This is a genomic window from Algoriphagus sediminis (assembly GCF_030403435.1).
In the GTDB taxonomy this organism is placed as follows: Bacteria; Bacteroidota; Bacteroidia; order Cytophagales; family Cyclobacteriaceae; genus Algoriphagus; species Algoriphagus sediminis.
Window position 1 is genome coordinate 249,724 of record NZ_JAUEPH010000003.1, and the last position, 21,648, is coordinate 271,371.

Sequence of the window (21,648 nt, forward strand, 5' to 3'; positions counted from 1 at the left end):
ATGGCTGAAAAGTTATTTTCAAACGAAGACCGTGAGATAATTATTTCTGCCATTAAGCAGGCTGAACTGAAGACTTCTGGTGAAATTCAGGTTCATATCGAGAGTAAGGTTCGAGGTGATCTGATGGATCGCGCTGCGGAAGTTTTCGAGATGCTTAAGATGTTCCAAACCAAGGACAGAAATGGTGTGCTTTTTTATTTGGCAGTGGAGGATCACAAGTTTGCTATCCTCGGTGACGGTGGAATTAATGCCGTGGTTCCAAAGAACTTTTGGGAGGAGATAAAGGAGACCATGCTGGGATATTTCAAAAAAGGAGAATTTACTGAGGGTTTAAAAACCGGAATAAAAATGGCTGGAGACCAGCTGCAAGCCCACTTCCCATACAATGAGTCAACCGATATCAATGAATTACCTGATGAGATTTCTTTTGGGGAGTAAAGCTTTAATTTTCTTTGGACTAGTTTTCCTAACTCTGGGAAGTGTTTTTGCCCAGGACTTTCCTCCTGTGCCAAATCCACCTCGATTGGTTAATGATTTTACAGAAACTCTTTCCACTTCAGAAATCAATAATCTGGAGCGAAAATTAGTGGCGTATAATGACAGCACTTCCACCCAATTGACTATTGTGCTCATGGGCTCCGTAGGCCCATATGACATTTCAGACTACGCTTTCCAGCTAGGCGATGCTTGGGGAATTGGTCAGGAGGACCTGGACAATGGAGTCCTGATTTTGGCTGCAATGGAAGATAGAAAAGTGTTTATCGCCACGGGATATGGAATGGAAGGAGTGGTTCCTGACGCCCTTGCTAAGAGGATCGTAGAAAGCATAATCATTCCAAATTTCAAAATGGAGGCTTACTACGATGGCCTCGATCAGGCTTCCGAAATGATTTTTAAGCTAGCTTCAGGAGAATATAAGGCCGAGGAGCTTCAATCCGATGGTAATAGTGGAGGCGGACTTCTTTTAGTCGGGCTTTTCATTTTACTTTTTATCATAATTCCATTGATAAGAAACCGTAAGGATAATGACAACCACATGGGTGGCCGTGGAGGTGGGGTAGATCTATGGACTACCATTATGCTAGCGAATTTACTCAAAGGCGGAAATGGGGGCCGGTTTGGCGACTTCAAATCAGGCGGAGGATCCTTTGGAGGAGGCTTCGGTGGAGGAGGTGGATTTGGAGGTTTTGGTGGCGGCTCCTTTGGCGGCGGTGGAGCAGGAGGCAGCTGGTAAAAAATCAGCCTTGATTAAAATCAAAAAAGAGCGCCATGCGGCGCTCTTTTCTATTTGTTAAATAAAGCTAAATCTTAGCCCACTCTCTCGATTTCAGAAAAGTAGAAATTGCCTTCGATTGCAGCATTTTCGTCTGAATCAGATCCGTGAACCGCATTGGCTTCGATAGACTTAGCAAAGATTTTTCTGATGGTTCCTTCAGCTGCATCAGCAGGATTAGTGGCACCTATCAATTTTCTAAAATCTTCCACTGCATTATCCTTTTCAAGGATCGCGGCGATGATAGGTCCTGAGGACATGTATGCGCATAAATCCGCGTAAAAAGGCCTTTCGGCGTGTACAGCGTAGAATTTACCCGCCATTTCACCGGTCAATCGAGTAGCTTTCATTGCTACGATTTTGAATCCAGCTTCCTCGATCATTTTCAAAATTGCTCCAGAATTTCCTTCCGCAAAAGCGTCAGGCTTAATCATGGTGAATGTTCTGTTAGTTGCCATTGTGTATTTCCAAGGTTTAATTCGGCCGCAAAAATAGGTGATTTAGAATCATTCTCCGAACTCAGGTCTTAATTTCTCAAAGAAGATGCTCATTTTCAGCTTGGTGCACATGTTGGGATTTGGTAAAAAATTATAGACCTTTGCAAGCTAATTGTGGCTTCGCGGCCTCTAAAAGATTCGAATGACAGCTTTCGCCTCATTTAAAAAGGAAATTTCCTCACCCAGAAATATCTTCATCACTACCCACGTAAAACCTGATGCTGATGCCTTAGGCTCATCTTTGGGTCTTGCTAATTACCTCATTAAAAAGGGACATAAGGTTACCGTGGTAACACCTACGGATTATCCTTATTTCCTTACTTGGATGAAAGGTAATGATGACGTAATTGATTTCAGTGTTCAAAAGAACCATCCTAAGGTTAAAAAAGCCCTCAAGGAAGCAGATATCGTTTTTTGTTTAGACTTCTCAGTATTGAGTAGAGTAAATGAACTAGGTGAAATGATTCGCGAAAGTGATACTTTCATTGTGAATATTGATCATCACCAAGAACCAGAAGATTTTGCGGATTACAGGCTTTGGTCCACCGAAGCCGCAGCGACTTGTGAGTTGGTTTACGAGATGATTGTGAAACTTGGCGATAAAAAACTGATTGACAAGGAAATTGCTGAGTGTTTATACGCTGGGATTATGACGGATACGGGAGGCTTTAAGCATCCTAATACCACTAGCAATGTTCATCATGTGGTTGCCGATTTAATTAAAATTGGAGCGGATAATACCAAAGTGGCTAATCTGATTTATGATTCTAATTCCGTGAATCGTTTGAAGTTTATTGGCTTTGCCATCAGCCACAGGCTGGTGGTCAGAGAGGACCTTCACCTCGCTTATTTTGTGATTAGTAAAAAGGACTTGCAAAAGTATCATCATAAAACCGGAGACTCAGAAGGTCTGGTGAATTATGCTCTATCTTTAGACGGGGTTAAAATGGCTGCCTTATTTTCAGAAAGAGAAGATGGTGTGAAAATTTCATTTAGGTCAACAGCTGATGTTGCAGTTAATAAATTCGCTGCCGCGTACTGGAACGGCGGAGGTCATAAAAACGCTGCAGGCGGACGTTCCCATCTAAGCTTAAAAGCAACGATAGAGAGATTTGAGGATTTAGTAGAAGAGAAAGAGGAAGTATTATTTGGCACAAAAGTTCTTGAGGAGAATCTGGGCTAAAACATATAATTGAAACCAATTTATTTTATGAATAACAATAAGCGTATTTGGGCGATTGCTGCCTTGATTTTTGGTGTATCGACACTTTCGTCTTGTCAAAAAACAAAAGTGACTGAGAAAGATGGGATTGAATATACCTACCACGAAGAAGGAACGGAAAAACCTGCAAACGGGGACTTTCTCATGTATCACCTGGTGATTAAGACAGCTGATGATTCTACTATTTATTCTACAGTGGATCAGCCTTTCCCAGGTTATTTACAGGCTAATGATTCCATTCCGGCAAACAACGGTATGGACGAAATTTTCCTAAACCTCAAAAAAGGGGATAGTATTTCTTTTCAAGCAAAGGCGAAAGTCATTTTCGGCCCAAATCAGCCACCTTCACTTGGTCCGGATGATGATGTAAAAGTAGCCCTTGGTGCATTTGATATCTTGGATAGAGATGGAATTGATTCACTTTTCCAGATCGCCATGGCAAAGGAAAATGCCAAGGCAGCCGAAAGAGCAAAGGAACTCCTTGTCACCGAGTCTGCGGAAATCGAGACTTATGCTTCTGAAAATGGACTAGAACTCCAAAAAACAGAAAACGGCCTTTACTATGTAATTGAGCAAGAAGGAACGGGTGAAGAAGTGAGCCCAGGAACAACCATGTACGTGGATTATGCGGGATACCTCATTGATGGTACTCTTTTTGACACTTCTAATTCAGAATTGGCCCAGGAAAATGATGTATTCAATCCTTCTAGAGATTATTCTCCACTTCCTGTTAATGTGGGAATGGGTCAAGTAATTCCAGGATGGGATGAAGGGCTTCTATTATTAAAAAAGGGCTCGAAAGCTAAGTTTTTGATTCCATCTCCTTTAGGATATGGAGAAGCTGGTGCTGGAGGCCTAATCGGTCCAAACTCAATCTTAGTTTTTGACGTAGAAGTGACGGACGTTCAGAAATAATTCTTTCCGGAAAAAATCCAAAATCTGTATGAAACTTAGATATCTATCCATTCTAGCTGTTGCTATTGCCACTATCGGTGCTTATTCATGTATTGATCAGGAAAACACAGTAGATGCAATTTTCGCTCGTGACATGGAGGCGATAGATGAATACCTAGCCACGAACTCTTTAGTGAATGTTAAGGAATTTGAAGATGCTAGGGGCTTTAGAGTAATTTGGCAGGAAGTATCCGGGAGTGGTGTTTTTGCAGAAGTTGGGGATACCATTAGGGCTAATTATACTGGTAAGCTTCTTGATAATTCCGTTTTTGATACTTCCATCGAGGATATTGCGCGAGAGAATGGCATTTATGTGGACAGCAGACCATATATCCCAATTCAGTTTCGAACGGGTTTGGGTTCTGTGATCCCTGGGTTTGAACTTGGTCTTCTGAACATTGAAGTTGGCGATAAGGCAACGGTAATTATGCCCTCCGAATTGGGATATGCCAACAATCCTCCGAGTGGCATTCCTGTAAATGCACCGCTCATTTTTGAGATAGAATTAATTGAAGTCAAAAGAGGGCCTACAGGTAACTAATTATGAAAAGAGGAATACCATACTTGATTTTCTTGGCTTTGGTAGGGATGTTTTCATGCGAGCCTACTAATCCATTTGAAAACCAACCGACATACGATGTAGATGGGAATTTGGCAATAGACAGCGCCAAGATTGTGGCATATCTAGACACGGCTAGAATTGATAGCCTTTACCGTATTCATGATCCTTCCGGACTTGTAGTGATTGTTCAGGAAGAAGGCGAGGGTACTAGGCCTACTAGTGGAAATGTAATCTACGCTGATTATATAGGATCACTTATGGAAGATGGGTCTGTATTTGATACTAATCTTGAGCAAGTGGCAAGGGATAATGATATATTCGTTGAAGGCAGACAGTATGGTGTTTTTAACTTTGTATTAGGGTCTGGTACTGTAATTACCGGCTGGGATATCGGCTTTCGAAGAGTGCGTCCCCAAACCAAGGGTATTATGATCATTCCGTCCCCATACGCCTATAGAAATCAGGAAAGTAATGATCGAATTCCACCAAACTCAGTTTTGCTATTCGAATTTGATTTTAGAGGAATTGACTAATTTAAAGGAGCTTAAACGCTCCTTTTTTATTTCCACTTGGGGATCAAAGCTGGGACGGATTCCTTGTATTTAATATAATCCTTTCCGAAGAGCTGGGTTAGATTTTGCTCCTCGAACTTGATTCCAAATATTAGGTATACTAAAAGGCAGAAAAGGTGAATGATAGCTGCTAAACTAGCCGCTACAAATGCGTAGCCAAGGAAAATTAGAATCAAGGCAGCATATAACGGATGCCGTACTTTCGAATAGATTCCTGATATCACAAGTTTTTCCTTTTTTGGAGTAGAAATCCCAAAAAATCCTGATAAGGATATTGCACGGCTGGACTTCACCAAAATGATGGTTCCGAAGGTGGCTAGCATATACCCAACATATGTGATAATGGGTGATGTTGGGAATAACTGCAATACCGGAATTGTGACCGAATGATACAGGATACCGGCGAATAATGTCAGTGATAAAATAGAATAATACAGTCGGTATCTTTTCATCAATCTAGGGGAATGCTCCTCTAAAAATCTTTTTACCTTTACTGAAGCCAAGCTACTGTGGGAAACATAGAAAACAGCCCAGAGTAGTGCAAGCACGATATAATCAATTAGTTGTTCGTTTCCCATATACTTCAAATATCATGAAAATCGGAATAATTCATGAGGGTAAAAACCCACCAGATAAACGAGTTCCATTTACACCATTGCAACTGGCGGAAATTCAGGAAAGTTTTGCCGATCAGTTGGAAATAGAGGTTCAAAGTAGTCAGATCAGATCATTTACTGATCAAGAGTATTTGGATGCTGGATTGAAAGTGGTGGATGACATTTCCTCTTGTGATATTTTGTTCGGAGTAAAAGAAGTCCCTATACCATCTCTTATCCCAAATAAAACTTATTTCTTCTTTTCCCATACCATGAAAAAGCAGGAGTATAACCGACCCTTACTTCAGGCTTTGCTTCAGAAAAATATCAGGATGATAGATTATGAAGCCTTAACTAATGAAGAAGGGGTAAGAGTAGTGGCCTTTGGTCGCTGGGCTGGCATTGTTGGAGCATATAATGCTTTTTTAACTTACGGAAAGAAGAGTGGGCTTTATGATATTAAGGAGGCTAATGAATGCTTTGACCTGGAGGAGCTGAAGCAGGAACTGAAGAAGGTGGAGTTACCTCCAATCAAAATCATCCTAACAGGAAGAGGAAAGGTAGGAAAAGGAGCTCGGGAGGTTTTAGAGGAAATCCCAATTCGGGAAGTTTCCGAAGACGAATTCCGCAATAATTATTTTGAAGAGCCAGTATTCACCAATTTGGATTCAGAAGAAATCAATAAAAGGAAAAAGGACGGAGGATTTGATCTTCAGGAATTTTATAACCAGCCTGAGCTGTATGAAAGTGATTTTAGGAAATACACAGAAGTAGCTGATATTTTAATTGGAGCCTCTTATTGGGACCCAAAAGCACCCAGGCTCTTTGAATTAAAGGACATTCAAAGCGAGGATTTTGCCATATCCGTCATCGCGGACATTACTTGTGATATTGATGGCTCTATCCCCACCACCCAAAGGCCAAGCACAATTGCTGATCCGGTCTATGATGTAGATCGGGATTCTTTGGAAGAGATTCCACCGTTTTCAAAGCAGTCGAGCATATCAGTTATGGCTGTGGATAATCTTCCCTGTGAATTACCTAGAGCAGCAAGTGATGGTTTTGGTGCTCAACTTCGGCAGTGGGTAATTCCAGCGCTATTAGAAGAAAACGCAGCCATTCTGGAACGAGCCACCATTTGCCGGGATGGAGATTTGACCTTGGAGTTTATGCGGCTTAAAGATTTCGTGGAGGGCAAAGAGTAAACTGAATGACAGTTGATAATCGATTTTTGGAGCCAACTTTTTTGAATGCAGAGTTCTGTGCCCGGGATTTAAATGAGGCAATTCTAAAAATCAAAGAATCTGGAATTGTTGGAGTTACCCTACCTTCCTTTTGGGTTAAGAAAGCTGTTCGTGAGCTTGGGGATAGTGATGTTATCGTGAGTACAGCAGTTGGTTATCCTCATGGGTTTCATCAAAGTATTGTAAAGCTGACCGAAGCCAAGGAGGCCATTTCTCAGGGAGCCATGGGAATCCATCTAGTTTGGTCAGAGACAGCATACTTGTCAGGAATGAACTGGCCAAAAATCGAAGTGGCTCAGCTCTCTAAGCTGTGTCATGAGGAAGGGTGCTTCCTATCGGTAATGGTATCCTCGAAATGGGTCTCCAAAAATGAGAACATGCTGGAAGTAGCAAGAATGTCGCAGGATGCAGGAGCCGATTATTTTACCCTTGGGCTTGATTTTTCCGAAGAGATAGAGGCTGCCCAAATTCAACTTCTGAGAGAGACTCTAAGCTCGCAGGTGGGTATCAGGGTCTTTTCTAAGTATAATGAGCCAAAAAAATTACAAGCTTTACTCAAAGCTGGAGCGGACAAAATCCATGTGTCAGGAAGCCTTGCTTAGTCGCTGAAATAGATCAGCAAAAATGGAATAATAAAAAAGACTAAGAGAATATAGGCGAAACCTATCAAGCGGTTTTTGGCGGATTTTTTACCAAAATTCTTGGCTAATCTTACCGGGAGGTTTCTCACAGCTGGAATTGGCATCATAATCAAAGCACCAAACAGATTGATAAAAAAATGCACCAAAGCCAAAGCAATTGCCGCCTCAGTTTTATAAACCGCTGCAATGGCTGCAGTGATTGTTGTCCCAATATTGGCGCCAATAATAAATGGAAAAGATCTTGCCAGAGTAACTCTTTTATTTGCCACCAACGGAATAATAAGTGAAGTGGTCACTGTGCTGGATTGTACCGCAGCAGTGAAAAGAGTTCCGTAGAATAAAGCCCGGTAAGGAAACTTAAATACAATGTTACTTATCTCATTGAAGGAGTCGAAAATGAAAGCTTTGAATACTGAGGAAGTTAAAAGTTTTATTGCTCCAAAAATCAGGAAAATGGAGATGATTAAGGTTAAGAAGGGAATACCAATTAGTTCGGTCAGCCATTCTGTTAGAGGCCGTGTGAAGGTTTTACTGTAAAGAAAGGTTCCGTCGTAACTTTCGTCAGCAAACAAGTGTGCAGTCTGGGTGGCAAGGTTGCTTAGAAATCCAAAAATCAGCTCCAGAGGTAATAAAATAAACACCGTGAACATGTTAAAAAAGTCATGTAGGATTCCTGCGGAAAGAGCTCTGGCGAATCGTTTCTTCTTCATTATGTAAGAAAGGGAAACGAGAGTGGAGGTAAGTGTGGTACCAATATTTGCTCCAAGTACGATGGGTACCGCCTGAGAAAGTTCAAGGTTTCCTGCTGCGACCACGGCAACCACTGTGGAGGTGACAGTGGAGCTACTTTGGATGAGGGCGGTCATCAGAATTCCTATGAAGAGTCCAACGAATGGGTTTTCTGTCGCTAGAAGAATTCCATTGGCCACAGAGTTATTCAAGTTCCCCATGGACACCGTCAGCAGATCAATAGCAAAAATGAACAACAACAAAGCTATGACCATTAGGATATAGCTCTTTATCTTATTGCTGTTGTTGGGTTCCTCTAAGTTCTCTGCGACCATTACAGGGTGTTGGTTTAACTTTCAGAAAAGAAACAATCTTACATCAAACTTCAGACCGCAAAATTTTCATGAAATGGAGCGGCAAAATTTGAAATTTTTTTGCGAAAAACCTTAAGAATCAGGCTGAATAGAGATCATTTATTCTTGAATTAACAATTTGATAATAATGACAATCTAATATCTTCATTATTTTAGCCCTTGAATCCGAGACCTAGCATGCCGCCAAAAAAAAATCTCGACCAAAACATCAACGAGGAAAAACTAGTCAAATCATCGTATGCGCTTTTTGATTTTGCAAGGAAGGAAAAATCCTTTCTGATCATAATCTGCATTCTTATCACCATAGCTGGTATAATTACTCCCTATACTTACGCTGCGATGTGGTTTGGTTTTGCCCTGGCAGCTTATTCAGCCATTGCAAACGACTCAATTCAGACCATAGGAACCTTTATTGCTTCGAACCAACAGAAAAAATGGTATTGGCTTTGGCTGTTTATGGGTTTGATATTTGTGGGTACGGTCACCTATAGCTGGCTGACTTTCGGAGGGGATGTGAGTTATGAGCGCCTCACTACAAAAGGGTTGGAAAAAGCTCCAGAAAGCTTTGTTTTCTTACAGCTTGCAGCTCCCATAGTACTTCTAGTGATGACAAGGCTTAGGATGCCTGTATCGACTACCTTTCTACTCTTAAATGTTTTTACATACAGCTCAGGAACGATAGTAAGTGTCACGGAGAAAAGCTTATCGGGTTACTTTTTAGCGTTTTTCTTAGCCATCATAGTGTGGTTTGCTCTTGAAAAATTTGTAAAAAATTACCTCAAAGGTAAACCTGCACCATATTGGACGGTGCTTCAATGGATTACTTCTGGAACACTGTGGGCGGTCTGGATCATGCAGGATGCCGCCAATATTGCCGTTTTCTTACCCCGACAATTGAATTTGGCTGAATTCATTGCTTATGCGGGATTTGTCTTTCTGGGACTAGGATTTCTTTTCTATATGAAAGGAGACAAAATTCAGGGCATTGTGAATGAAAAGTCAAATGTGACTGATGTCAGAGCTGCTACGATTGTGGACTTTGTTTATGCGATCATTCTGTTTTATTTCAAGCTCTATAATAGCGTACCTATGAGTACTACATGGGTGTTCATCGGCTTGCTAGCTGGACGTGAGCTGGCGATAGCCTTAGGAAAAGAGGCAGGACCAAACGACAGCCGATCCAAGTGGGTTAAGCGAGCTCTGAAGTTGGCTAGAAAAGACGCTACTAAAGCAATAATTGGTCTCTTGGTCTCTTTGATCCTTGCCATCATAATCAATGAAGGCGTAAGAGAAGAAATACTTGATTATTTCCGATAGGCACATGGAGCTTTTCTCCCATGAATACTATATGAATGAGGCCTTAAAGCAGGCAAAATATGCTTTTGAAGAGGGTGAAATCCCCGTTGGAGCTGTCATCGTGTCGAATAATCGAATAATTGCAAGGGCTTACAACCAAACTGAAAAGCTTCATGATGTTACTGCACATGCGGAAATGCTTGCTATCACCTCTGCCGCAAATTCTTTGGGGGCAAAATATCTCACGGACTGCAAAATGTATGTCACACTGGAACCTTGTCAAATGTGTGCAGGGGCACTTTTTTGGGCGCAAATTTCAGAATTACACTTTGGAGCGAGTGACCCCAAGAGGGGTTTTATGAAGGTTAATTCAAAAGCGTTACACCCTAAAACTAAGATTTCAACCGGAATTCTGGCCGAACAAAGTGAGAGCTTATTGAATGAATTCTTCAACAAGCTGAGAAAATAAGTCGCTTTTGACTCCTGTGAGAACCTTTTTGCAATCGTCTCGGTTGATTTAGCATATTCTTTAATGCAATTATTGTTTCACTAAAAACCAAATACAAAATGTCTTTTGAATTACCATCTCTACCTTATGCGCTAGACGCGCTAGAACCACATATTGACGCCAGAACCATGGAGATTCACCATGGAAAGCATCATGCGGGATATGTGAGCAAGTTGAATGCTGCTATTGCAGGTACAGATCTCGAAGGAAAGTCCATCGAGGAGTTAATGCGTGTAGCCGGTTCCAACACCGCGGTAAGAAATAATGGCGGGGGCCACTTTAATCACAGCCTTTTTTGGCAAATTCTATCTCCGAATGGTGGAGGTGAGCCAAAGGGTGAAATAGGATCTCATCTAAATACCAAATATGGAAATTTTGAAGAGTTTAAGGATCACTTTGCTAATGCAGCTGCAACTAGATTTGGTTCTGGTTGGGCATGGCTCATCGTAACTGCCTCTGGAGGAATTGAGATTACTTCCACCCCAAATCAGGACAATCCATTGATGGATATTTCAGAAATCAAGGGTACTCCTATTTTAGGAATTGATGTATGGGAGCATGCTTACTACCTAAACTACCAGAATAGAAGACCAGATTATATTTCGGCTTTCTGGAATGTTGTTAATTGGGACGAAGTTGAAAAGAGATATTTAGCTGCCATCTAAGCTAGCTTGCTATCTTTTTAAGAGCCTCGATCAAAAAAGATCGAGGCTTTTTTTGTGCCAATATGAATCATTTAACTGTACGGTTTTGGTACAGTTTTCTGATTAGAAATTTGTTTTTGTCCCTTTTTGAGCTTTTTAGGCCTGTTTTTTCACTTGGCACTCCTTTTTCATATGCAGGCATGAAACACAAACCAATTATTTGCCATGCGCGCCACCAGCATTTTATTCACCACACTTTTGATTTATTTCTTGGGAGTCAGCAGCGCAGCTGCTGAACAGCCAAGTATCGTATTTGGATCATTGGTAGACCAAAAAGGGAGCCCAATTCCTTACGCCAATGTAGCCTTGATTGCCACCGATGGAGGTGGTCTCGTAGATGGAACCGTATCTGATGAAAACGGTGAATTCCTGATTGAATCCATCAAGTCAGGCACAGTTCGATTAGTAATTTCATCGATCGGATATAATCAGTTTTCGTCTGAGGAGTTTGAACTGGAGCCAGGTTTAAAAAAGAACTTTGGACAGCTCAGTATTGAAGAAGAGATGACCGGTCTGGATGAAGTGACCGTTCAATCCACTCGACCTGAAATTATTATAGAACCCGATAAAACCATCGTTAATGTGGAAGGCACTGTAATGGCCGAAGGGTCCAATGTTCTGGATGTGATCGGAAGGTCTCCTGGGATTTATGTGGACCAGGATGGGAATATCAATTTGAATGGCCGCACAGGTGTGGTGGTCATGATCAATGATCGTCAGACCTACATGAGTGCCACGGATCTAGCAAATTTCCTTAGAGCTATGCCTGCCGATAATATTAAGAGTCTCGAAGTAATCAATAATCCCTCCGCAAGATTTGATGCAGAGGGTTCTGCCGGGGTTATTAATATTATTCTGAAAAAGAACACCGTAGACGGGGTTTTTGGAAATGTTCAAGCAGGAGGGCAGTATAATGGCCTTTGGGCACCAATCGGTGGATTTTCTTTGAACGTGAAAAAAGGAAAGTGGACTAGTAATTTTAACCTGAATCATAGCCACTACGCGGTAGTTAATGAATTAGATATTGAGAGGAATTTTGCTTTGCCCGAAGGGGTATCAAATTTCAGCCAGGACTCTGAAATCAATCAAAGGGATAAGAATTGGTTCGGAAATGGAGCCATAAATTATGAGATCAATCAGAACCATAATCTAGGGTTGAACTTTCAGGCGTCCACTTCGAATTTTCAGAACAATAGTACTTCATTAACTGAAATTACTACCCCAGGCGAAGCGGAAAATAGCTTTCTAGATTCGGATAACGATCAAAATGGAGGAAGTGACCGATACTTTGCCAATCTTCATTATGCCGGAAAATTGGATACAATAGGAACTACGCTTTCAGCTGATGTGGATTTCACAAGAATGAATTCTGACAGTAGATCGCTTCTTTCAAATACGTACTGGGTAGGTGAAGATCACGAAAATGGGACACGAGATCAGATTCTTACACTTAATGATATGTTCTATAACATTTTCACTTCAAAGGTTGATTTGGTTAAGCCTCTTGGGAAAAAGGGTGGAATTCTCGAGACAGGCCTGAAAGGTTCTTGGGTAAAATCAGATAATAACCTTGACCTGAGCCGTGCGATTGAAGATGGCCCATTTGAGCCAGACCCGAACAGCAATCAGTTCATTTACAATGAGTCTGTGCTGGCAGCCTATGCTTCTTATAAAGGGAGTTTCTCTGAAAAAGTATCCTTCCAAGCTGGACTTAGAGGAGAATACTCTGAAATCAAGGGTAACTCCGTGACTTTGGATCAGGTAAATACACAAGAATATTTCAATTTATTCCCAAGTGTTTTTGTGCAGCATAAGATCAGCGATAACTACCAAATCGTTTATAATGCTAACAGAAGAATTACCAGACCTAATTATCGCCTTTTGAATCCTTTCGTGAATTATATCGATCCTTTGACTTCAGAAAGGGGTAATCCAAACCTGAGGCCACAGTACTCAAATAACTTCGAAATGAATCATGTGGTGAAAGGAATGTATCAATTTACCTTAGGCTATAGTGAGACAGAGGATGCATTTATGCAGGTATTCATTCAGGATGAAGAAAGTCGATCAACCACGACGTTTACAGACAACTTTGATAAGACCCGAAATGCAAATTTCAGAGCCATAGTCCCTGTACAAATAAAGGAATGGTGGGGAGCATCAAATATGGTACAAGTGAACTACAACAGGTTCAAAAGTCAGATTGGAGATGATTTTCTAGATAATTCCCAGACATCGTTCATGGTTCGATCTCAGCATAATCTTACTTTGCCAAAAGGCTTTAAGCTGGAGCTAATGGGGATGTATGTCGGCCCTCAAATTTGGGGACAAGGAGAGCTAAAAGGTTTTGCCTGGATGGATGCCGGAGTCACTAAAACCATCATGGATGACAAACTTACTATTGCAGTCAATGCAACCGATGTTTTCAGAACCCAGCTGATTCGAGCAAATGTTGAATTCGCAGATATCGATACTTCCTTTGAGCAGTATAGAAGTAATCAAGGTATTCGCTTTACTCTGAGATGGAGGTTTGCCAAAGGGGATAGTTTCCGGGTGAATAAAAGCACCGGAAGTGAAGAGGAAAGAAGCAGACTTGGACAGTAAATTTTGGAAATGGCCGGTTTAGACCGGCCATTTTTCATTTTAATCCATAAAATGATATAAGAAAATCAGGACCCCAGTAAAGGCTGGTTTTTTTTGATCTTTGATTTCCAGTTTGACCTGTACCTCAGCTTTAACCGTTCCCCGTAGGTTCATCACTGATTTTAAAGTGGCATGAAGTTTTACCTCCTGATCCACCAAGACCGGGGATGCAAATCTCAGAGACTCTATCCCATAATTGATCATCATTTTGAGATTTCGGACATCCACTATTTGTTCCCATAGATGGGGAACGATGCTCAAGGTGAGGTAGCCATGTGCGATGGTATTTCCAAATGCCCCCTCTTTTTTAGCTCTCTCTGGATTAGTATGAATCCATTGGTGGTCATGAGTAGCGTCTGCAAAAAGATTAATTTGATCTTGAGTGATTTTGAAATAGTCAGAGCTGCCAATTTGTTGGCCATTAAATTTTTCAAATTCCTCAAAACTTCGGATGATTACCTGGGACATAGTAGCTGTGTTTTTCTAATGGCCTAAATTAAGTTGCATAATTAGAAAGTGAAAGTCATTATGAACTCCATTCTTTAAGTTTGCACCATGGACAAAAGATATCTCCACGGTTTTATCCCGGAGGAACAACAGAGGCTGATTAATCAAGCAGGATTTCTCACTCCCCTGATTTATCCCAAAATTGACTTTTCAGGATGTAAAAGAATCTTAGAGATTGGATGTGGGGTCGGTGCACAGACAGCTAAGCTTCTAGAACTTTTTCCTGAGACTCATATTACTTGTGTAGATCATTCAGAAATTCAACTTGACAAGGCTAGGGAGAATCTGAAGTTTGCAGGGAATCGAGTAGACTTTCTACTTCAGGATGCAACGGAATTGAAACTTCCAGAAAGTTATGATGGAGTTTATATCTGTTGGGTTTTAGAGCATATTCCGAATCCTGAAAAAGTTCTTCGTTCATTGAAGCCTTTTTTGGATAAAGAAGCCAAAATTTGGATAACGGAAGTTTTCAATTCAAGCTTTTATTATCAACCTCATGGCGAAAGGCTCGAGTATTACTATTCCCAATACAATACCTATCAGAGAGACTGTGGGGGTGACCCAGACGTAGGAGCTAACCTAGGCAACCTACTTTTCAGAGAGGGATATAATGAGATCAAAACTTTTCCTGGTGGGTTTCACCTTGATAAAAAGGATGAGGGATTGCTCCTTGAATTTTTAGAATTTTGGAAAAAATTAATGCGAAGTGGAAGCGAAGGAATGCTTCGAGACGGATATATCATCCTGGATGATATTTCTGGAATGGAAGAGGATTTAGATGCTATCGCAAAGAATGAAAATCCAATATTTTTCTATCGTTTTATTCAGGCGTTTGCGACGATTTAGGGAATGAGAAAAGTGATTAGTTGGTTTTGGCGGTTAATTTGGAAAACCATTCTGTGGTTTTTCATTCTGAGCATTGGCTTGGTGGTATTGTATAGGTTCGTTCCTGTTCCCTTCACCCCCTTAATGATTATTCGCTGGGTTGAATATAAGACGGAAGACCAGGATTTTGGGATTGAATATAGTTGGACGCCAGTGGCAGATATTTCAAAGCCCATGCAAAAAGCTGTCGTGGCTAGCGAAGATCAAAAATTCCCGGATCATAATGGTTTTGATTTTGACGCGATGAAGACCGCCTGGGAAAAAAACAAACAAGGTAAAACTGTAAAAGGAGCCAGTACCATATCTCAGCAGACAGCGAAGAATGTATTTTTATGGCCCGCGAGAACCTATTTGAGAAAAGGGCTGGAGGCTTACTTTACGATTTTGATCGAGTTAATATGGCCCAAAGAAAGAATTCTGGAAGTGTACTTGAATGTGATAGAAGTTGGGTCAGGAAAATATGGTGTGACCACCGCGGCAAAAAGCTTCTACAATACTACACCCGATAAACTTCAGCCCTCCCAAGCGGCTATGATTGCGGCTTTACTTCCAAGTCCGAGGAGGTGGAATCCGAACCGACCGACTCCTTATTTAATTGGAAGACAGGCCTGGATAAGAGTTCAAATGAATAACCTTCCAGATCTTCCGTGGTGGAAATCAAATTAAAATCTTCCGGTTAAAATATAATTATTTTAAGTCAAAGCTGAAGGTTTACTCCACATAAAACCAAAGGTCCGAACCACTAGCTATAAGCAAGTCTCCAAAATTATCCCTTGCCAAATTTTCTTTTTTTATTTGGGGTCAGAAGGATTTTCGCATTCCTCAGATGAAAGATTTATGAATAATAATTAGGTCAATATTTTCGGTCTATAGTCGCAGTATTTGCCGATTAAAAAAAGCAAGATTTTTTTATCCACAATTCCATTAATTTATCCACACTTGCCAACATGATTAGTTTAAATAACTGAAAATCAATAAATTATGGTTAAAAATAATTTTAAATTTTGTGGATAAAGCGAGCTAACTTTAATTCTTGCAAAAATTGGCTGTGAAAAATGTTGTGAAATAAAAAAACCAAATAATCTTCTTTTATGATCGTTCATTGAGCCTTTGGCGGATTAATTTCTTCCTGTAGGCATTAAAAATTCTTGACTTCGAAATGAAGCCCAGATAGCGCTCATCATTGATTACAGGTAAATTCCATGCCCCTGACTTTTCGAATTTGTCCATTACAGATTGCATATTTTCAGTAGCCAATAGTACTTCTGGGGGACTGTGCATTAAATCCTTAATTAGCACAGAATTTCGCTTACTCTCGTCAAACATGATTCCCCTGATGTCGTCCAGAGTGATAATTCCTCTGAGATGTTCTTCTTCATCCACCACAGGGAATAAGTTTCGCTTAGAAACCTTGACAAGAGCTATCAATTCAGAAAGCTTTGCTTCGGGTGAAACCGGATGGAGATCTTTTTCAATTATGTGTGAGATACTTATCAAGTTTAGGACTTCCTGATCTCTTGAACTGTCCAGACTTTTGCCTTGATCCTTCAATTGCAGGATATATAGGCTGTCCTTTTGATAATAAGAGGTGGTGACATAAGAAATGGCAGAAACAAACATGAGCGGGATGAAGAGTTCATATCCTCCTGTAATTTCTGCTATTAGGAATATTGCTGATAGAGGCGAGTGTTGGACTCCACTCATTAATCCGCACATGGCAACTAAGGTAAATGAGGCTACTGGCAATGGGATGTGGAAACCGAACTGGTTTTTGGCATAGGCAAAGGCAAATCCCAGAATACCTCCTGCAAAAAGGGATGGAGCGAAAATACCTCCGCTTCCTCCACTTCCCAAAGTGATGGCAGATGCAACGGGTTTTAGAAGAACTATTATTCCGAGGAAAACTATAAACAAGACAGGACTATCAAAAGCTGAGAAAAAAGGACTGGTCTCAAGAATGCTAAGAGGATCCCCTTCAATCAGTGTATTCAGCGTATTATAGCCTTCCCCATAGATAGGCGGAAAGAAAAAAACCATAAATCCAAGGATGGCACCACCGTAAAGAAGCTTCATGGTATGATCTTCGAATCGATCCATAAATCTCTCTGTATAGTGAACTGCCCTAGAGAAATATAAAGAGACGAAGCCACAAAGAATGGCCAGCAGAAGGTAATAGGGCATATGTGCCGCCTGGAAATTTATTACCAAATTGAAGTTGAAAAGGGAGTCATTTCCAATCAAAATCATGGATGTCAGAGACCCCATCACCGATGCGATTAACAAGGGAATAAAGCTGGTAGTTGAAATTTCAAGTAGGATAACTTCGATCGCAAAAATCACGGCGCCTATTGGGGCTCCAAATATTGAGGAAATGGCTCCCGCCGCTCCGCAGCCGATAAGCAGGGTCCTGTTTTTTGCATTCAAACGCATAAGTGACCCGGTGTTTGAACCTATGGCGGACCCGGTGACCACCATCGGCGCTTCCAGCCCAACCGAACCACCAAAACCTACCGTCAGCGCTGAGGTCACTAGACGGCTGATCATTTTCACTCTTGGAATCAGGCTGCTGTTTTTTGAAATATTAAAAAGTACATCAGGAATCCCATGCCCCCCAAAATCCTTGAAAATGAACTTTCCTACCAGATAAGCCAAGGTAATCCCGATTAAGGGGTAAAGTATATACATGAAGTTTGCATACTCTGCATAGAAATCAGCAGTGAGAAAGACCTGGATACTATGTACTGCCTCTTTTAGAACTACTGCAGCAAAACCAGATAATACACCGATTATTCCGCTCAGAATAAGAATAAAGGATTGGTTGCTCATATGTCTGAGCCGCCATTTTAAAAATCGGGTAATCAAGTCTGGTCCAGCCATACAGGATTTAATCTTCTACTAAAAATTTGTCAAGTTCAAGAATGCATTTGAGGATCAAATTCGCAGAGCCCACAAAGAATTTAGGGTTAATTCCATCAAACTCATCATCTTGAGTATGATAATCCTCGTGATCCTCTACCCCAAAATAGATATGAGAAATTCCCTTTTTTACAAATGAACCGTGATCGGATGAGTTAGTCCAGTCGTCTCTTCCCATTCCTGGTTGGTCATGTCCAAATAATAATTCCGGAACAGAACCTTCAGAAGCGATCTCTAGTGGCCCCTTTAGCTGAGGGTTTTGATAAGTTCCAGATGCATATATCTCATCACTATCATTCCTTCCGACCATATCCATATTTACATTTAGGGCTATTTGATCTAATTCAAAAGGAAAATCCTCCAAAAAAGCTTTGGAACCTCGTAATCCAAGCTCTTCAGAATCAAAAGCCGCAAACATCAAACTGTGTTGGGCGGGATTTTTTGAGAAGTATTCGGCTATTGCCAAAAGTGCTGCAGTTCCTGATGCATTGTCATCTGCTCCATTATAAATGGAGTCTCCATCTGAGTTTGGCTGTCCCAAGCCCAAATGATCAAAGTGGGCACTTATGACAATTATCTTATCGGACTCTCGCCCGGGAATAAAACCAATTACATTTGCGGCATCTTCATATACCTTCCCAAAGCTCCGGAAGGAAAATCGCTGCAAGTAATCCTTGTAATGCGTTTTCAATCCATAAGTTTGGAATTCATTTTGTATATATTCTATTGCTTTGAGATTCCCTTCAGATGAGGTTTTTCTGCCCTTGAGCTCATCGGAGCTAAGGAAAACTAAGTGCCTCATCAGGTTTTTGGAATCAATACTCTGAGAAAAACTCGTTGTATAAATAAATGCCAAAAAACAAATGATGCCTACTTTCCGGTAAAGTTGCATAAGGGTGTGGGTTTTCATTAGATTAACGCAAAATTACTGCTGTAAGTAAAAATAGCTTTTATTACCAATGAAATTCTATTTGGGGGTTCTTCTTTCATTTTCCATTTGCCTTCTGGGCAAAGCTCAAGGGGGGTTACCTGAGAGTTTCTTCGATGGTAAGGCAGTGGTTATGGTTTCGATAGACCCGGCTTCTCAGCCATCAATGACTTGGAAACAACTCGCAGATAGTCTTCATACCTCGCTGGTAGATGCCGGTGCCGACCCTGTTGCTTATTATGAGCTTGAGACCATTGCTTTATCCGAAGATAGACAGGCGGCTTACGCCAAAGCTTTTGAAACAAGGCAGGTTAAAAACATAATTTTTATCACAAAGACCAAATCCACGCTTGCAGTCCATATGTCACCATTTAGCGGAGATGGCAAAATCATTCCAAAAACCAACCCTTATGGTGTTCAAGGTTCAAATCTAAATGAGGCTCGTGAAGCTTTAGAAGCCATAGGAGAAAATGTACGAAGCAAGAATCTCCTGGTCATTGATGTTCCTGAATTTGGAGAAGTGATTGATGCATCTGCATCTGTAAGTTTAAAGTATGAACAAGGGTACCCACTTAATCTGGAGATTTTTAAAACGGGGGTCCCGATTTCCGGCTCTTCAGCATCCGAGAGTTTAATCAGCCTTTTCCGCTTTGACCTTTATGGTAAAAGCCAAGAGGCGGTTTTGGCAGAGCAGGCGAATCAAAAGTCAGCCTTGGAATCTATCCTTGATTCGAATTATCCCTATGAAGTTGTTTGGCTCACAGAAGCCAGAACAAATCAAGAATTAATTTCCGACAGGATTCAATTTATTCTCGATAAGGTAGAAGGTCGGGAATCAGACCTAATGGAAAGTATGGGTGTGGAACCTAGACCAGGGTCAGAGAGTCGCGTGGTCACGAAATATTTCATTAAGCTTCTGGTAAGAGATGAAATCTACATTGGAGACTCTTGGGATGCTGATCCCGACTGGAGAAAATCACTACAAAATTTCCTCTCCAATCTAAATAAATAAACCTCCCGAAGGAGGTTTATCGAACAGCTGTTTCAAATAGGGTGATTGAAGCAACTTTTTTCTTTCATCTTATTGAATCTAATCTGGAAGTCAAGATCGAATAAAATTTTTACTTTCCTACATTTTACACAATTATTTTGAACTTTGTCGCCAATTAAGTGCAGTTTATACCATTAGGAACCGAAATAAAGCTCCTTATTCATGAACGGAATCAGGGCTAAAATTATTGCCGGTGTATAGTATTCTGCTCTTGTGATTTTTTGTTTGGTAAGAAGACCTACAGAGCCACCTTTTTGTTTAGAATTCTCTTCGGAAAATACCTTGTCATCAGCATGCCCGAGTTCCATCCCTTTATCCACAAGATCTGAAACGGCCTTAGGTAAATAAAAGGTTGCCGTTTGGGCTTGACTACTGTTACCTTTTTTATCTTCTATATAAACATAAGCGAAGGCATACATACCACTAGAATCTCTAGCCACTCCACCTTCTATCCCCACCCAAAAGTCAGCTTCGGGGAATGAGATTCTAGCGTTTTTTGCTCTGTTTTTGGCACCCTGCAAAGTTTCATCATGACCAATCGGCTGATCTGAGACCTCAGAAGCTACATGAATTCCGGATATGGCATATTCTTCCTCAAAAACTTCTCTAAATGCACTCTGGGTACAAGAGAGCTTAACAGGATTTTGGCTTCCTACTATGATGAGACCTTTAGAGCCCCTTTGTAAGTTTTGTCTTTTTGGAAAGGATCTTTTGTTCATGATAGGTTATGCCATATTGGTATAAACCTGGTTTACATCATCGTCCTCTTCCATTTTTTCCACCATTTTATTTATCACTTCTTCCTGTTCTTCATCCAGTTCAGTAAGGGTAGTGGGGAATCTTTGAAAATCAGCGCTTATTACCTCTATCCCCCGATCCTCCAGGGCCTTTTGCATGGATCCAAAATCCTCAAATTCTGTGTAAACAAATAACTCTCCTTCATTCTCATCAATATCCACCAGGCCATGGTCAATTAGCTCCAGCTCTAACTCTTCGATATCCTGATCTTCTGCTTTGAAGCGAAACACAGCTTTTCTATCAAACATAAAACTTACAGAGCCTGAGGTTCCAAGGCTTCCTCCCGCTTTCGAAAAATAGCTTCTGACATTCGCCACAGTTCGATTGATATTATCCGTGGAGGTCTCTACGATTACTGCGACGCCATGCGGGCCGTATCCTTCATAAACGATTTCTTCGTAGTCCTTTTCGTCTTTGTTTGAAGCTCTCTTTATCGCCGCCTCAATACGGTCTTTGGGCATTTGTGCACCCTTGGCATTTTGGATGACTGTTCTTAGCCTGGGATTGGAATCAGGATCAGGTCCCCCAGTCTTGACAGCCATCACTATTTCTTTACCCAGACGGGTAAAAACTTTGGACATTTTGTCCCATCTCTTGAACTTCCGTTCCTTTCTGAATTCAAATGCTCTTCCCATATTGATTTTTTGTTGGTGTAAAAATAATAAATCAACAGAAATCAAGAGTGAGCCTGTGGATAAAACTGTCTTCAAATAAAAGTCAATTTTATTTGACCGATTGCTAGCAGCTT

The 21,648-nt window shown here is 40.9% G+C and carries 23 protein-coding genes; 15 read left to right on the forward strand and 8 right to left on the reverse strand.

Features of this window, described 5'->3' with window-relative positions; genetic code table 11:
* The gene (locus QVH07_RS07635) at positions 1–438 is read left to right on the forward strand and encodes a TPM domain-containing protein (RefSeq protein ID WP_289999571.1); all 438 of its coding nucleotides are present in this window, start codon (positions 1–3) and stop codon (positions 436–438) included.
* Positions 416–1,234 (forward strand): TPM domain-containing protein, encoded by an 819-nt coding sequence (locus QVH07_RS07640; protein WP_289999572.1) that lies wholly within the window; start codon positions 416–418, stop codon positions 1,232–1,234. The genes QVH07_RS07635 and QVH07_RS07640 overlap by 23 nt, the downstream gene beginning before the upstream one ends.
* Before the next feature lie 74 nt (positions 1,235–1,308).
* Here QVH07_RS07640 and QVH07_RS07645 read toward each other — a convergent pair whose 3' ends face one another.
* Positions 1,309–1,731, reverse strand: coding sequence for a nucleoside-diphosphate kinase (locus QVH07_RS07645; protein WP_289999573.1), 423 nt, complete (start codon positions 1,729–1,731; stop codon positions 1,309–1,311).
* A 181-nt stretch (positions 1,732–1,912) separates the two neighbouring features.
* On the opposite strand from QVH07_RS07645, the gene QVH07_RS07650 reads away from it, so the two are divergent.
* Genes QVH07_RS07650 through QVH07_RS07665 form a run of 4 tightly spaced genes read left to right on the forward strand, consistent with a single transcriptional unit; the run spans position 1,913 to position 5,041 of the window.
* The gene (locus QVH07_RS07650; RefSeq protein WP_289999574.1) at positions 1,913–2,953 is read left to right on the forward strand and encodes a DHH family phosphoesterase; all 1,041 of its coding nucleotides are present in this window, start codon (positions 1,913–1,915) and stop codon (positions 2,951–2,953) included.
* A gap of 27 nt (positions 2,954–2,980) precedes the next feature.
* Positions 2,981–3,907: an FKBP-type peptidyl-prolyl cis-trans isomerase gene (locus QVH07_RS07655; protein ID WP_289999575.1), complete on the forward strand. Its 927-nt coding sequence runs from the start codon at positions 2,981–2,983 to the stop codon at positions 3,905–3,907.
* 28 nt (positions 3,908–3,935) lie between these two features.
* Complete coding sequence (locus QVH07_RS07660) at positions 3,936–4,487, forward strand: FKBP-type peptidyl-prolyl cis-trans isomerase (protein ID WP_289028462.1); 552 nt, start codon at positions 3,936–3,938, stop codon at positions 4,485–4,487.
* 2 nt (positions 4,488–4,489) lie between these two features.
* Positions 4,490–5,041, forward strand: a complete 552-nt coding sequence (locus QVH07_RS07665) for an FKBP-type peptidyl-prolyl cis-trans isomerase (protein WP_289028460.1) — start codon at positions 4,490–4,492, stop codon at positions 5,039–5,041.
* A gap of 26 nt (positions 5,042–5,067) precedes the next feature.
* On the opposite strand, the gene QVH07_RS07670 is transcribed toward QVH07_RS07665, so the two are convergent.
* A complete protein-coding gene (locus QVH07_RS07670; RefSeq protein WP_289999576.1) occupies positions 5,068–5,658 on the reverse strand; it encodes a methyltransferase family protein in 591 nt (196 codons plus the stop codon).
* Between the two features lie 14 nt (positions 5,659–5,672).
* On the opposite strand from QVH07_RS07670, the gene QVH07_RS07675 reads away from it, so the two are divergent.
* Together QVH07_RS07675 and QVH07_RS07680 are read left to right on the forward strand one after the other, a co-directional pair.
* Positions 5,673–6,881, forward strand: a complete 1,209-nt coding sequence (locus QVH07_RS07675) for an NAD(P)-dependent oxidoreductase (protein WP_289999577.1) — start codon at positions 5,673–5,675, stop codon at positions 6,879–6,881.
* 5 nt (positions 6,882–6,886) lie between these two features.
* A complete protein-coding gene (locus QVH07_RS07680; RefSeq protein WP_289999578.1) occupies positions 6,887–7,522 on the forward strand; it encodes a 2-deoxyribose-5-phosphate aldolase in 636 nt (211 codons plus the stop codon).
* On the opposite strand, the gene QVH07_RS07685 is transcribed toward QVH07_RS07680, so the two are convergent.
* Positions 7,519–8,625, reverse strand: a complete 1,107-nt coding sequence (locus tag QVH07_RS07685) for a Na/Pi symporter (protein ID WP_289999579.1) — start codon at positions 8,623–8,625, stop codon at positions 7,519–7,521. The genes QVH07_RS07680 and QVH07_RS07685 overlap by 4 nt on opposite strands.
* Positions 8,626–8,841: 216 nt before the next feature.
* Between QVH07_RS07685 and QVH07_RS07690 the strand changes: the two genes are divergently transcribed.
* The 4 genes from QVH07_RS07690 to QVH07_RS07705 all read left to right on the forward strand — a co-directional run bounded on the left by QVH07_RS07690 (position 8,842) and on the right by QVH07_RS07705 (position 13,776).
* A complete protein-coding gene (locus QVH07_RS07690; RefSeq protein WP_289999580.1) occupies positions 8,842–9,981 on the forward strand; it encodes a hypothetical protein in 1,140 nt (379 codons plus the stop codon).
* Between the two features lie 4 nt (positions 9,982–9,985).
* Complete coding sequence (locus QVH07_RS07695; protein ID WP_289999581.1) at positions 9,986–10,429, forward strand: nucleoside deaminase; 444 nt, start codon at positions 9,986–9,988, stop codon at positions 10,427–10,429.
* A 98-nt stretch (positions 10,430–10,527) separates the two neighbouring features.
* Positions 10,528–11,133, forward strand: coding sequence for a superoxide dismutase (locus QVH07_RS07700; RefSeq protein ID WP_289999582.1), 606 nt, complete (start codon positions 10,528–10,530; stop codon positions 11,131–11,133).
* A gap of 204 nt (positions 11,134–11,337) precedes the next feature.
* The gene (locus QVH07_RS07705; protein ID WP_289999583.1) at positions 11,338–13,776 is read left to right on the forward strand and encodes an outer membrane beta-barrel protein; all 2,439 of its coding nucleotides are present in this window, start codon (positions 11,338–11,340) and stop codon (positions 13,774–13,776) included.
* 39 nt (positions 13,777–13,815) lie between these two features.
* Here QVH07_RS07705 and QVH07_RS07710 read toward each other — a convergent pair whose 3' ends face one another.
* Positions 13,816–14,283 (reverse strand): MaoC family dehydratase, encoded by a 468-nt coding sequence (locus QVH07_RS07710; protein WP_289999584.1) that lies wholly within the window; start codon positions 14,281–14,283, stop codon positions 13,816–13,818.
* A gap of 87 nt (positions 14,284–14,370) precedes the next feature.
* Between QVH07_RS07710 and QVH07_RS07715 the strand changes: the two genes are divergently transcribed.
* Both QVH07_RS07715 and mtgA read left to right on the forward strand, forming a co-directional pair.
* Positions 14,371–15,168 carry a class I SAM-dependent methyltransferase gene (locus QVH07_RS07715; RefSeq protein WP_289999585.1) on the forward strand — a complete coding sequence of 266 codons (798 nt, stop codon included), beginning with the start codon at positions 14,371–14,373 and terminating at the stop codon, positions 15,166–15,168.
* A 3-nt stretch (positions 15,169–15,171) separates the two neighbouring features.
* Positions 15,172–15,873 carry a monofunctional biosynthetic peptidoglycan transglycosylase gene (gene mtgA / locus QVH07_RS07720; protein WP_289999586.1) on the forward strand — a complete coding sequence of 234 codons (702 nt, stop codon included), beginning with the start codon at positions 15,172–15,174 and terminating at the stop codon, positions 15,871–15,873.
* 423 nt (positions 15,874–16,296) lie between these two features.
* Here mtgA and QVH07_RS07725 read toward each other — a convergent pair whose 3' ends face one another.
* Together QVH07_RS07725 and QVH07_RS07730 are read right to left on the reverse strand one after the other, a co-directional pair.
* Entirely contained in the window at positions 16,297–18,033 is a 1,737-nt protein-coding gene (locus tag QVH07_RS07725; RefSeq protein WP_289999587.1) for a chloride channel protein, read from the reverse strand.
* Positions 18,034–18,091: 58 nt separating this feature from the next.
* Positions 18,092–19,033 (reverse strand): M28 family peptidase, encoded by a 942-nt coding sequence (locus tag QVH07_RS07730; protein WP_289999588.1) that lies wholly within the window; start codon positions 19,031–19,033, stop codon positions 18,092–18,094.
* Positions 19,034–19,082: 49 nt separating this feature from the next.
* On the opposite strand from QVH07_RS07730, the gene QVH07_RS07735 reads away from it, so the two are divergent.
* Positions 19,083–20,063, forward strand: a complete 981-nt coding sequence (locus QVH07_RS07735) for an NTPase (protein WP_289999589.1) — start codon at positions 19,083–19,085, stop codon at positions 20,061–20,063.
* A 173-nt stretch (positions 20,064–20,236) separates the two neighbouring features.
* Here QVH07_RS07735 and yjjX read toward each other — a convergent pair whose 3' ends face one another.
* The gene (gene yjjX / locus QVH07_RS07740) at positions 20,237–20,821 is read right to left on the reverse strand and encodes an inosine/xanthosine triphosphatase (RefSeq protein WP_289999590.1); all 585 of its coding nucleotides are present in this window, start codon (positions 20,819–20,821) and stop codon (positions 20,237–20,239) included.
* Between the two features lie 6 nt (positions 20,822–20,827).
* Positions 20,828–21,535, reverse strand: coding sequence for a YebC/PmpR family DNA-binding transcriptional regulator (locus QVH07_RS07745; protein ID WP_289999591.1), 708 nt, complete (start codon positions 21,533–21,535; stop codon positions 20,828–20,830).
* Positions 21,536–21,648: the final 113 nt, after the last annotated feature.

Bases quoted from the DNA above. Each gene is read 5' to 3' on its own strand.
- QVH07_RS07690 (WP_289999580.1), top strand. From the start codon at position 8,842: ATGCCGCCAAAAAAAAATCTCGACCAAAACATCAACGAGGAAAAACTA.
- yjjX (WP_289999590.1), bottom strand. From the start codon at position 20,821: ATGAACAAAAGATCCTTTCCAAAAAGACAAAACTTACAAAGGGGCTCT.
- QVH07_RS07735 (WP_289999589.1), top strand. From the start codon at position 19,083: ATGAAATTCTATTTGGGGGTTCTTCTTTCATTTTCCATTTGCCTTCTG.
- QVH07_RS07640 (WP_289999572.1), top strand. From the start codon at position 416: ATGAGATTTCTTTTGGGGAGTAAAGCTTTAATTTTCTTTGGACTAGTT.
- QVH07_RS07725 (WP_289999587.1), bottom strand. From the start codon at position 18,033: ATGAGCAACCAATCCTTTATTCTTATTCTGAGCGGAATAATCGGTGTA.
- QVH07_RS07745 (WP_289999591.1), bottom strand. From the start codon at position 21,535: ATGGGAAGAGCATTTGAATTCAGAAAGGAACGGAAGTTCAAGAGATGG.
- QVH07_RS07650 (WP_289999574.1), top strand. From the start codon at position 1,913: ATGACAGCTTTCGCCTCATTTAAAAAGGAAATTTCCTCACCCAGAAAT.
- QVH07_RS07685 (WP_289999579.1), bottom strand. From the start codon at position 8,625: ATGGTCGCAGAGAACTTAGAGGAACCCAACAACAGCAATAAGATAAAG.
- QVH07_RS07645 (WP_289999573.1), bottom strand. From the start codon at position 1,731: ATGGCAACTAACAGAACATTCACCATGATTAAGCCTGACGCTTTTGCG.
- QVH07_RS07665 (WP_289028460.1), top strand. From the start codon at position 4,490: ATGAAAAGAGGAATACCATACTTGATTTTCTTGGCTTTGGTAGGGATG.
- QVH07_RS07715 (WP_289999585.1), top strand. From the start codon at position 14,371: ATGGACAAAAGATATCTCCACGGTTTTATCCCGGAGGAACAACAGAGG.
- QVH07_RS07695 (WP_289999581.1), top strand. From the start codon at position 9,986: ATGGAGCTTTTCTCCCATGAATACTATATGAATGAGGCCTTAAAGCAG.
- QVH07_RS07680 (WP_289999578.1), top strand. From the start codon at position 6,887: ATGACAGTTGATAATCGATTTTTGGAGCCAACTTTTTTGAATGCAGAG.
- mtgA (WP_289999586.1), top strand. From the start codon at position 15,172: ATGAGAAAAGTGATTAGTTGGTTTTGGCGGTTAATTTGGAAAACCATT.
- QVH07_RS07675 (WP_289999577.1), top strand. From the start codon at position 5,673: ATGAAAATCGGAATAATTCATGAGGGTAAAAACCCACCAGATAAACGA.
- QVH07_RS07635 (WP_289999571.1), top strand. From the start codon at position 1: ATGGCTGAAAAGTTATTTTCAAACGAAGACCGTGAGATAATTATTTCT.
- QVH07_RS07700 (WP_289999582.1), top strand. From the start codon at position 10,528: ATGTCTTTTGAATTACCATCTCTACCTTATGCGCTAGACGCGCTAGAA.
- QVH07_RS07660 (WP_289028462.1), top strand. From the start codon at position 3,936: ATGAAACTTAGATATCTATCCATTCTAGCTGTTGCTATTGCCACTATC.
- QVH07_RS07710 (WP_289999584.1), bottom strand. From the start codon at position 14,283: ATGTCCCAGGTAATCATCCGAAGTTTTGAGGAATTTGAAAAATTTAAT.
- QVH07_RS07670 (WP_289999576.1), bottom strand. From the start codon at position 5,658: ATGGGAAACGAACAACTAATTGATTATATCGTGCTTGCACTACTCTGG.
- QVH07_RS07730 (WP_289999588.1), bottom strand. From the start codon at position 19,033: ATGAAAACCCACACCCTTATGCAACTTTACCGGAAAGTAGGCATCATT.
- QVH07_RS07655 (WP_289999575.1), top strand. From the start codon at position 2,981: ATGAATAACAATAAGCGTATTTGGGCGATTGCTGCCTTGATTTTTGGT.
- QVH07_RS07705 (WP_289999583.1), top strand. From the start codon at position 11,338: ATGCGCGCCACCAGCATTTTATTCACCACACTTTTGATTTATTTCTTG.